This is a genomic window from Serratia sp. TMDUHS_CL (assembly GCF_037137105.1).
GTDB classification, from domain to species: Bacteria; Pseudomonadota; Gammaproteobacteria; order Enterobacterales; family Enterobacteriaceae; genus Serratia; species Serratia nevei.
The window spans coordinates 676,720-689,048 of sequence record NZ_JBBBDV010000002.1; the positions used below are offsets into that span (position 1 = coordinate 676,720).

Consider the following 12,329-nt stretch of genomic DNA (forward strand, 5'->3'; position numbering starts at 1 on the left):
CCCCGGAAACATGGACGACAGGAAGGGCTCGGGAGAGAAACCCCATTATCGCAGTCGATTAAAATCGCCAAATAGCAACAACAAGGCAGTTTTTAAAACCAACACTATGCGAATTTAACAATACAAAAAACCAAAACATCAATTTTTTCTATTTTCATAAGCTATAAAAATAGCTCTTTTTTTCATCCTTTTTATTCTGTGACCGCCCACTCATTATTAAAAAATCAAGGAATACTCAACGACAGCCTGATTGCAGACTTATCAAGGCCTGCAGCGACACTCACCTTAAATCAGCAGAAAAAACATTAAAATAAATTAACCTTACTGATTGACTTGGATATAGCTTATAGATAAATAATATTTGCATATATTTACCTTTGATTAACAAAAGAGGACTTAACCTTACATAACATCACAATCCCTACCAGCAGCAGCGTGATGATAAAAGTCTTTTAAAAACAACAAAAAAAACCTAATCACTTCGCCAAACACAGGCACAAATGGTTAGCAAGGTAATTAAATAGATTCTAATAATTTGTTTTTGGCAGTGAATGCCCATTGCGGTATGTCGCGGGTATTTAGCTGTCTCTCACATTCAATACAGGAAGAAGCAATGAACGGAAGACAGATGTCCTCTGATAACGCCAGCGAGCAAACGCACGTCAATCACGCCCTATTGCAATTCATTCTCATCCTATTGTCAGGTTTGGGGCCAACCTCATTCCAAATTTTCCTGCCTTCAGTGCCTAGCCTGGTTAAATACTTTGAAACAACACCTGCGACCGCCAACCTGACAGTCTCTCTATCGATGATCAGTTTTGCCCTTGCTTGTCTGGTATATGGAAGATTGGCTGATCGACTGGGACGCAGAACAATATTACTGTTAGGCATGGCGATCCTGATTATTGGTAGCTTCATTTGTTTATCGGCGCAGTCCATTGAAGCCGTAATTTTGGGCCGTATTATTCAACCGGCGGGCGGGGCGGCCGGCGTTATTGCGGCGCGAATTATCGTCATGGATATCTATCACAGCGAAAAAGCGGCAAATGTCATGTCGAAACTGGTCGCTTCTATGATGATATCGCCTCTACTGGGCGTGCCATTGGGTGGTTTATTAACGGATAACTTTGGTTGGCGTTCCAATTTCATTCTGATCGGCGCTATTGCAGTCATCGTGTTTATTATCATCTTCTTCAGTCTCCCCGAAACCCGCAAAGCGCAAACTGGCGTAGAAGCAGGCAAAAGCAATCTGTTCCATGACTATGGGCAGTTGGCGAAAAACGCCACCTTTCTCGGCAATGCCTTTCAATTTGGTTTCGCTCAGTCGGCCTTTATGGCCTTTATGGCTGCCGCACCCATCGTGCTGACGCAGACCTTCCAACTTTCCGCCTCTGGCGCCAGTTTACTGCTATTGATGGTGTCTGGCAGCGCCATTATCGGTAACTTGTCGGCCAGCCGTTTACCGCAAAGTCTGTCGCTACGGCGCCGTTTGCTGTTGGGCAGCATCATCGGCTTTATTTTCAGCTTGCTCGCTCTGACGCTAAGCCTGATAAACATCTGGTCGATTCCCGCACTGGTCATCCCAACGATGGTATTCAGTATTTTCTACGGCATCACCAGCCCGGCAGCGCAGGCCGGTGCCATTGGTGCGATCAAGCCTCTGGCGGGCACCGCGGCAGGATTGAGCATGTTCATCAGTATGCTTCTCGCAAGCGTTGCCACGCAGTTTATTGCCGAGTTTAATAGCGGAACTCCCCTGGTTATTACTTTTAGCCTGGCCTTATTGGCGTTGCTCTCGTTAATTGCCGCAATTGTCACGCTAAAAAAATCTGAATAAAAATAGGAAAAATGGCATCACGGCGGGAATACAGCCCGCCAGCTATTTCCCCTTTTCACATAAAATAATTAAGGACTTAGCATGGGTAATCATTTTATCCGTGAGCTGTCTGCATCACGGCCGTCGGCCATAAATTTAATTTGCTTTGCTCATGCCGGTGGGGGTACCAGCCGATATCGTACCTGGCATGCCGAATTACAGGAATATGCCAATATTCTTATTCCCGTTATTCCCGGCAGAGAAGAACGTTTTATTGAACCTGCCTTTTCCACGCTGGAGCAAGTGGTCGATGACGTATTCGCTCGTATTAAACCCTATCTCGATGCGCCGCTGGTGTTGGCTGGCATCAGCTACGGCGGCCTGCTGGCCTATGAGATGGCAACGCGGCTGGAACAGCATGGTGCCTACGTTCACGCGCTATTGATCGCCAGCCAGAGGTCTCCCCACTATCACAAAACTCGACAAAACTGGCATCAGATGTCGGCGGAAAAGCTGATCGATTGCCTGGTCAAACTGGGTGGCATCAACGCACAGGATGCCGCGACACCGGAATTTTATGAGCTTTTTCTGTCAACCATCCGCGCAGATTTGGAGGCGAGTGACGGCTATGCACCAACGGGTAAAGCCCCGTTGACATGTCCAATACACGTTTGCCACGGCTTGCACGACCAGGTGATCGATCGCCAGGCAACTCGCGGCTGGCTAGACGTTACCGCCAATACCGTCGAATGGCGCGAATTTAATGCTGGCCATTTCTTATTTGACGAACAAAAAGATATTTGGTTGCAAGACGTGAAAAACGTACTCGCCAGATTATCTCGGCACATGCCGCCGACATCCCAGGGGAATCATGCTCATGCCTGAATTAGAAAAAACTCTCGACAATGAATTTACCGGCATCGAACTGGCCGTCATAGGAATGGCCGGGCGTTTTCCCGGGGCAGGAGACATCGACGCTTACTGGAATAATCTCTGTCAGGAGATCGATTCCGTTACTTGGCACGCTGATTTTGCGCCGCAAGCCTCCACGGACGGTTCCTGGCACGTCCCCGCAGGCTACCTGCTAACCGATGTCGATCAATTCGACGCAAAATTTTTCGCTATGTCGCCAAAAGAGGCGGCGATCACTGACCCACAGCAACGCCTGCTACTTGAGTGCGCGTGGGAAGCGTTGGAAAACGCCGGCTATGCCGCCACATGTCACCAACAAAACGTCGGTGTCTATGTCAGCAGCGGTCCCAGCGGGTATTGGTTGCATAATCTCGCGAACAATAGGCAGCTTTGCGCCACCACCAGCAAAATGCAATTGCTGATTGGCAATGACAAGGATTACGCGGCCAACCGCATCTCCTACAAACTCGATTTGAAAGGCCCAAGCATCGTCGTTCAATCTGCCTGTTCCAGTTCATTGCTGGCCGTACACACTGCAGGCCAGTCCCTGCTGGCAGGAGAGTGTGATATCGCCCTGGCCGGTGGTATCTCACTGGAATACCCGGCTGAAGAAGGCTATCGGTATGAACCGGGCAGCATTCTCTCACAGGACGGGCATTGCAAACCGTTCAGCGAACATGCCAGCGGCACAGTGCGCGGGAATGGCGGAGGGATCGTGGTATTAAAACGCCTGGATGATGCGATCAACGATCGGGATCATATTTATGCCATCGTCCGCGGCTCTGCAACCAACAATGACGGCGCACAAAAAGTGGGATATGCCGCCCCCAGCGTCGAAGGCCAAACCCGTGTTATCCAAATGGCGCACGCTGTTGCTAACGTGACGCCCGACGCTATCGGATACGTTGAAACCCATGGCACGGCCACCAGCTTGGGCGATCCGATAGAAATCGCCGCGCTGGCGGCCGCTTTTGGCGACGACTGTCCAGCCGCAAGCTGTAAGATCGGTTCGGTCAAATCCAATATAGGCCATCTTGACGCCGGTGCCGGTATTGCCGGATTTATCAAGACCGCGCTAAGCCTTTATCACGATTATATTCCCGCTACGCTGCATTACCGGACGCCCAACCCCGCCATCCATTTCGCCGGTACCCCGTTTACCGTGACGAGTAAAGGAACTTCCTGGGAAGGAAGCTCGCCACGCAGGGCGGGAGTCAGCGCCTTCGGCATCGGCGGCTCTAATGTCCATGTCGTCATGGAGCAACCCCCGATTTCCACCGTCTCCCCTGCCGCAGAACCCGCCACCTGCGCATTACGCTTCTCGGCCAAAAACCAGGTCGCCTTGCGCGCGACAATGCAGCAACTAGCCCATTATTTACGCAACCATACCGAGGCATCTCTCGCCGATGTCGCCTATTCGTTGGCGACAGGTCGAAAAGCGTTTCCCGTGCGCGCCGCCATAACGGCCGACAGTGTGGAAGAGGCCATCGCGCAGCTGGAAACCGAGCGAGCCAAAACCATGTGCTTCGGAGAAGCCTGCGACGCGCCGATGAAAATAGCGTTTATGTTTCCTGGCCAGGGAACACAATATCAGGGTATGGGAGCCAACCTGTATCACACCGGCGACATCTTCACCCAAGAGTTCGATCGGCTGGCGCAGCTGTTCCAACCGTTTATCGACCACGACTTACGCTCACTGTTGTTCAACAAGGCGCAGGACAATGACGAATTGCTGGCGCAAACCCGGCTTTCGCAACCGGCGATTTTCGCCGTCGAATATGCGCTGGCGAAACATTGGCTGGCTTCCGGCCTGATCCCCGAAGGCATGATAGGACACAGCATCGGCGAATATGTCGCAGCCTGCCTCGCCGGCGTTTTTACGCTTGAAGATGCCGTCAAGGTCGTTTCGGCACGCGGCCGCTTGATGCAAAGCATGGATCACGGCGAGATGTTGGCCGTCATGTCTGACGAGGCAAGCCTGCACTCTCGGCTACCCTCCGCCCTATCCATCGCGGCCGTCAATCGGCCGGCGTTGACCGTCATCTCTGGCCCCGCCCATGTTATGGACACGTTTCGCCGGTCATTGGAGCGCGAGGGCATCAGTTGCCGAGCCCTTGAAACCTCTCATGCTTTCCATTCGGCCATGATGGAACCTTGCTTGCAGGCTTTTGGTGACGTGCTGGCTCAGGTCACCCTGACACCGCCGCGTCAGCGCTTTATCTCCAATCTCAGCGGAACATGGATCACTGATGAAGAGGCGACGGCCCCTGATTATTGGGTGCGTCATCTGCGTGGCACCGTGCGTTTTGCCGATGGGTTGGCAACGCTTATCGATCAACACGCCTTCCTGTTGTTCGAGTGCGGGCCAGGCACCTCATTGAGCCAAGCTGCGCGCGCCATTGGCGCCGGCCGCAAAGATGTCAACGCCATCCCGTTGCTATCGCCCGAGCACACGGGATTAAGTGGCCCGGCGTCACTTCTGCGCATCCAGGAGCAGCGCTGGTGTTACGGCCAGACGATACCCCACTCATCGCGGGGCAACAAAATTCCGCTGCCGACTTACCGCTTTGATCGCGCCCGTCACTGGGTCGACCCTGAACCGCAAACCACTAACGCGGTGCCGGCCATCAGCGCCGTCGACAACGAAAATGCGCCTGAACAGGCGAAACCGGCGAACACCCTGGCGGAAAAACTGACGCAGCTGTGGAGCGAAGCGCTGGGAGTCGCGCATATTGAGCCGAAAGAAAACTTCTTCGACCTCGGTGGCGATTCCATTCTCAGCATCCAGATTGCTAACCGCGCGCGTACGCTGGGGTTGCATTTTGGCCCCGGAGACATCCTCGAATTTCCGACGGTGGAAAGCTTGCTCGCCGCTTTGGAGAGCCGTGCAGGGCAACGCGACGCAGCGGCGCAACCGGAAGAAGATCTGGCCAGCATTTATGCAAGCGCCTTGGAAATCCGTCCGGACGAGGCGTTCTTGCCGTTCCCACTTACCGATATTCAACACGCATATTGGGTTGGACGTAACGCGGGCAATAACTCGGGCAATGTTGCAGCGCATGCCTATGAAGAGTTTGAATGCGCCGATCTGGATCTTGCACGTCTAGAACAGGCACTCAACGCCTTGATCGCTCAACACGATATGCTTAGAGCCGTCATGACGCACGACGGCATGCAGCGCGTTCTCCCCCACGTCCCCCGATATATCATTGACACTAACGATTTTAGTCAGTTGAAACCTAAGGACGCCGTGGCTCAGTTAACGGCGCTCAGGGAGCAGAAATCTCATCAGCTGATGCCCTGTGATCAATGGCCGCTGTTTGATATTTCCGCCTCGCGATTGCCCGATGGCACCGTACGGCTGCACGTCAGCTTCGATCTGCTGATTATGGACGCCTGGAGCATTACGTTATTCTGGCGCGAACTGGAGGAGCGTTATTACCACGCCGATTACCAGCCCGAATCGGTGGCCATCACATTCAGAGATTACGTGCTGGCCGAACAGCGCCTGGAGCAGAGCGCCGCCTATCAGCGCGCTCGCGACTATTGGCTTAAACGCGTCGACACTTTCCCTTCTGCCCCGTCCCTGCCGCAGCGAATCGCTCCGCAAAGCCTGGAGCATCGCCGCTTCATTCGCCGGGAAACGACGATACCTAACGCCGTCTGGCGCAAACTGAAAGACGCCGCCGCACGCCAGGGCCTCACGCCGTCCACCATATTGCTCACCGCCTATACGGAGATATTGGCTAACTGGAGCGAAACACCACATTTTTGCCTGAATCTGCCGGCTTTCAATCGTCTGGAGGTGCATCCACAGGTCGATCAGGTGATGGGGGATTTCACCTCGGTTCTGCTGTTCGAAGCCGATCTGCGGCAGGAGGAGACCTTTACTCAACGCGCAAAAAAAACGCAAAAACGCCTCTGGGACGATCTTTCTGCCTTGCAGTACAGCGGCGTAAAAATGTTGCGAGACATTGCGGAAAAAAGCGCCGAACGGCCAACCATGCCCTATGTCTTTACCAGCCTGATCTTCCCGTCCGCCGATGATAAACCGATTGTGAGCCGGCTCGGTAAATTGGTGGAAGGGATATCGCAAACGCCACACGTATGGCTCGACTGCCAGGTTTACGAAGAAAAAGGCAATCTCCTCATCAACTGGGATGCGGTCGACGGCCTTTTCGATCCTGACATGCTTGACACCATGTTTATGGACTATCGCGCATTGCTGATGCGTTTGCCCAAAGAAGAAGCCATCTGGCATGAAAACAATTGGCGCGATGCTCTGGCTCAACGCGTCAACAGCGGCGCCATCGCCGAAGCCAATCGTACGGCCGTCGCCTTTGACGAAAGTTGCTTGCATCAGGGTTTCTTGGCCTATGCAAACAAGAAGCCGTCGGCGCCCGCTATCCTGGGGGAAACCGTCCTCACCTATGCGGATTTGGCGAATATCTCCGCCCATGTGGCGCTGTCGCTGACCAAGCAGGCGCTCCAGCCCGGTGCACGCGTAGCCGTAGTCGCAGAAAAAGGCTGGCAGCAAGTCGCCGCTGTGTTAGGTATTTTGCGCGCCGGTTGCGTCTATGTTCCACTTGATCCAACCCTACCGAAGGGGCGTATGCAGGCGCTTTTGAGCGAGGCCGACATTCGAGTCGCACTAACGACGCCCGCCAGCGACGGGCGCGTTGAGTGGCCGGCAACCGTCGCGCATCTGCCCATCACTGAAGCGATGAATGCATTCACGGACGAATGGCGCGATGGCGAGATCGACGCGGCATCGCCGGCTTACATTATCTTTACTTCAGGCACGACCGGTAAGCCCAAAGGGGTCATTGTCACCCATGCCGCCGCCGCTAACACCGTTATCGATATCAATTCGCGTTTCGCTATCGGCGAGGACGATCGCGTGTTGGCACTTTCCTCACTCTCTTTCGATCTGTCGGTTTACGACATTTTCGGGCCACTGACGCGCGGCGCGGCCATCGTGATGCCGAAAGATGAGCTTGCCAAAGATCCTGCGCACTGGGAAACCTGCGTGCAGAAATACCGGGTCACCGTCTGGAACTCGGTGCCGGCCTTGGTTGAACTCTTGGTCAATCATCTGTCCGCCAATCAAAGCGAAACGCTGAGGAGCATCAGGCTGGTCATGATGAGCGGCGATTGGATCAACGTTGCTTTACCGGAGAAAATTCACCGCGCAATGCCAAACGCCCTGCGCGTCAGCCTTGGCGGCGCCACCGAAGCCGCCATTTGGTCCATTTTCCACCTCATCCAGGATATCGATCCGACGATGACCAGCATTCCTTATGGCAAGGCTTTGGCAAACCAACGTTTCTATGTTTTGGACACCCATCTTCGCCACCGGCCCGAAGGCGTTGCGGGCGAGCTTTATATCGCCGGCAAAGGGCTGGCCGCCGGCTACCTGAACAATCCCGCAGAAACGGCAGCGCGCTTTATCACCCACCCGCAAAGTGACGAGCGATTATACAAAACCGGCGATCTGGGACGCTGGTTGCCTGACGGCACCATCGAATTTTTGGGGCGCAGAGACAATCAACTAAAGATCAATGGATTCCGTATTGAAACCGGTGAAATAGAGCGCGCCGCCGGTAAACACCCGGGAGTCGATCGCTGTGTGGTTCGTCTTCACCGCCAGGACGGCTCAGCGCTGCTACTCGCCTATCTTTGCCCGAGGCAAGATGCCACGCTCGACGAAATGCAGCTTCATCGTCATTTTGCCGAACAACTGCCGGACTACATGGTGCCAAGCGTCATTATAATCCTGCCGACGTTGCCGCTGTCAGCCAATGGCAAAGTCGATATTTCACAGCTGCCGACGCCGCAACTGTCACGCCATAGCGGTGAATTTATCGCTCCGGCGGACGATATCGAGCGTCGTCTCTGCCGGCTTGGCCAGAATATTTTGGGTGGCGAGGCGTTGAGCGTTACCCAAGATCTGTTTAAATCCGGGATTGACTCACGCCGTCTCACCGATTTGGTGACCCAAATTCGCCGAGAATTTACCCCGGCATTCCCGCTTCGCGCCGCCTTTGAAACGCCCAACATGCGGGGCATTGCTGAAGCCGTCAGGAATGCGCTGGATGTGGAGCGCACCGAGGACGAACTGCCGCCTATCGTCAAGGTACCGGCCATGTCCCGCTGGCCGCTTTCCTCCGCCCAACAGCGGCTGTGGTTCCATGATCAGCTTCATCCGGGAAACTGCACCTACAACCTGGTGGAACCTTTCGAACTGAACGGCTTGCTTAATGTGGATGCCTTGTCCCAGGCCCTGCGAATCTTTGTCGCCAGACATTCGGTGCTGACATGCCGCATTCTCGACGATAGGGCTGACGCCTATATGTCCCCGTCGCTGGAGACCTCATTTCAGCTGCAGTTGGAAGAGGCGTTCGACATCCCCTCTCACGAGCGAGAGGGCTACATGCAGCGCGCACTTGCGGCCGCGGCGACACGCCCGTTCGATACCCGTTGCGGCGATATGTTCAGAGCCAGCCTCATCGCATTCTCCGCACAGTGTCACCTCCTGATCATCGCCGTGCATCACATCGTATGGGATGGCTGGTCCACTGCCATTATGGCGGGTGAGATCAGCGAGATATATAACGCTCTCGTCGCAGGGAGGACACCTGCCGAATCGTCCGACAGGCTCAATTTCCTTGACGTCGCGCAATGGGAGCAAACGCAATGCGCATCCCGGACCTTTAACACCCAATTGGATTACTGGGTCAATCAGCTCGGCGATAATCTGCCGGTGCTGGCTTTGCCGACAACGCCTGTCGATACCGGCCGTCTGACCGCTACCGGCGCGCGTCATCCTTTCCATTTAAGCGCGACGCTCACCGCACGCTTCGATGCACTCTGCGCCAAACTGGGTGTCACGCCTTTCATGGGGTATATGACCGCCTGGCAGTTGCTGCTGCATTGGTGGTGTCAACAAGACGACATCGTGGTGGGAACGGCGGCAGGCCATCGTTCCCGTCCCGAACTCGCCGGCGTCATCGGATTTATGGTGAACAGCATCGCCATCCGCACTCGCTTCCAACGCCATGACGTCTTTGCAGATCTGTGCCTGCGCGTCAAACAAACCTGTCTGGATGCCTACCGGCATCAGGATCTGCCGTTCGATCAAATCGTCAACGCGCTGCGACCGAAGCGAAAAATGTCGCAGTCGGCGCCGATTTACCGCTCGTGGTTCGTCTTGCATGACGTAGCGACCCCGCCATGGACGTTATCAGGCATTAAGGCCACCTTGCTCGATGCGGAATTTCTGCTGGACGTGCACGACATAAAACTGTCGCTGGTTACCATACAGGGTGCAATGGAAGGCGGGCTGGATTACCGCACAGCCTTGTTTACACCCGACGTAATCGCAAATCTTGCCGTCGCCTTTACGCAGTTAATCGAGAAGGTTTCTGAGGACATGACGATCGCCTTGCCGGAAATAAAAGGCTATCTCGATGCACAACAACCAAAAGTCGATAACGCATCAGCCTGTTCAGACGAACTGCCCTCTTGGGACTTTTCGGTTAATCGCCGCAAATAAATAAGGGTTAACAATGCAAAGCATGAAAGGTATTGGACCGGAAAACCAGACGCAATCCCATACGCTGCACGCAGCCGTCTTCACTCAGGCGATGGCAACGCCACTACGCCCGGCCGTGATCGACGAAAGCGGCATAATGGACTATCAATGCTTACGGCATGCTGCGTTGAGTATCGCACAGCAATTGTCCGCGCTTAATCTGGCGAAAGAAACGGCCGTCGGCGTCTATCTTCCGCGCGATCGCTATATCCCCGCCAGCTTATTGGGCATCATGGCGGCGGATTGCGCTTATCTGCCGCTCGATCCCAAGCATCCCCAGGCACGCACCGAACTGTTGCTGGAGATCGCCCAGGCCAAATACGTCATTACAACAGCGGCGCTAGCGAGCAGGCTGCCCGACGCCATTACGCCCGTTTTCATCGACGAAAGCGTGCGCCCCGAGGCAGCCATACTGCAGCGAAACGCCTGCGCCACCCAACTGGCTTACTTTATCTTTACTTCCGGTTCCACCGGCGTTCCCAAAGGGGTGATGATCGAACACGGCAACGCCCTGTCGCTTATCGATTGGGCCCACCAAACCTATACTGACGAACAACTGTCGCAGGTCGCTTGTGGCACGTCGATCACCTTCGATCTCTCCGTCTTTGAAATCTTTGCTCCGCTTACTCAGGGCGGGTGCGTGCATATGCTGGCAGATCCCCTAGCGTTATTACAGTGGCACAAGCGTGACGATATTACGCTGTTCAATACCGTACCTTCGGTCATCAACGAGATAGTTAAAATCGGCGAGTTGCCATCCCATTTGCCGATTATCAACTTAGCCGGGGAACCGCTGCCGATGCACCTGGTGCATACGCTCAGGCGGCAATGCCCGACGGCAAAAATCTTTAATCTCTATGGTCCCTCGGAAGATACGACCTACTCCACCGGCGGTGAAGTTTTGGCCTCAGACCCGCATCCCACCATCGGCACGCCACTGACGGGCCGACGCTGTTACCTGCTTGACGCGGAAGGCAACGCCGTAGCGCCAGGAGAAACGGGGGAAATCTACGTGGCCGGCCCTGGCGTCGCTCGCGGTTACTACCATCGCCCAGAACTCAACGACGCCTTCCTGCCCGACCCCGCCGGCCCCAAAGGGGCGCGAATGTACCGTACAGGCGATTATGGCAAGCAGCTTGAAGATGGGCGCCTGCTCTACCTCGGCCGTCGCGACGACCAGGTCAAGATCCGCGGCCATCGTATCGAAATCGGTGAGATTGACGCCCTGCTCCGTCGGCATCCCGGTGTGCGAGAAGTGGCGGTGGTGGTGGTCGAATCAGCGAACAAGGGCAAATCTTTACGCTGCGCGCTGGAACTGCACTCTCCGGCGGATCGTCATGCCATTATCGCCTGGACTGCAACCCAACTGCCGGTCTACATGCTACCGGCGGAGTGGATGACCTTCGATGAACTTCCCCGTTTGCCTAACGGAAAAATTGACAGAGGCGCCTTAAGACACTGCCGAATGCAACATGAAAATCGTGCGGGCCAAGCGCCTGAAGGCGCCACAGAGCTATCGTTGGCTGGACTTTGGCGCCAGCTGCTGGACTGTGCTGACGTCTATCGCGCCGATACGTTCTTCGGTCTCGGCGGGCATTCTTTACTGCTCGCCCGACTGGCTCATGAGATCAAAAAGCAGTTTTCTGCTGACCTTGCGATAGAACAGCTCCTGGCTGCCGATACGCTCTCACATCAGGCACGGCTTATTGAACAATGGACGAAAAACGCCGATGCGCCGCCGTGCGTCGGCCATACGCGACAAATCACTCTCGAAGCACCCTGTTCGCCCTCGCAATCGAGAATGTGGATGCTGGAAAAACTGTTGCCCGGCTCGCCTCGCTACAACATTCCCACCGCTTTTCAAATCGTGGGGCCACTGGATCTGAGCCGTCTTTCCAACGCGGCGGAACAAGTCGTGATGCAACATGCCATCTTGCGTACGCGCTATGCAGAAGGCGCGCAGGGCCTGCGGCAATGCATCGCCCAAACCTACCCGCCGGTGGTCCA

At 54.9% G+C, this 12,329-nt stretch carries 4 protein-coding genes; all 4 read left to right on the forward strand.

Features of this window, described 5'->3' with window-relative positions:
- Positions 1-613: 613 nt before the first annotated feature.
- Entirely contained in the window at positions 614-1,837 is a 1,224-nt protein-coding gene (locus tag WCL58_RS07050) for a Bcr/CflA family efflux MFS transporter (protein ID WP_336850773.1), read from the forward strand.
- Positions 1,838-1,918: 81 nt separating this feature from the next.
- On the forward strand, positions 1,919-2,701 hold the full coding sequence (locus tag WCL58_RS07055; RefSeq protein ID WP_336850774.1) for a thioesterase II family protein: 783 nt from the start codon (positions 1,919-1,921) through the stop codon (positions 2,699-2,701).
- Positions 2,694-10,283: a non-ribosomal peptide synthetase/type I polyketide synthase gene (locus WCL58_RS07060; protein WP_336850775.1), complete on the forward strand. Its 7,590-nt coding sequence runs from the start codon at positions 2,694-2,696 to the stop codon at positions 10,281-10,283. Before WCL58_RS07055 ends, WCL58_RS07060 begins: the two co-directional genes overlap by 8 nt.
- A gap of 13 nt (positions 10,284-10,296) precedes the next feature.
- The coding region (locus WCL58_RS07065; protein WP_336850776.1) for a non-ribosomal peptide synthetase at positions 10,297-12,329 on the forward strand (2,033 nt) is incomplete at its 3' end.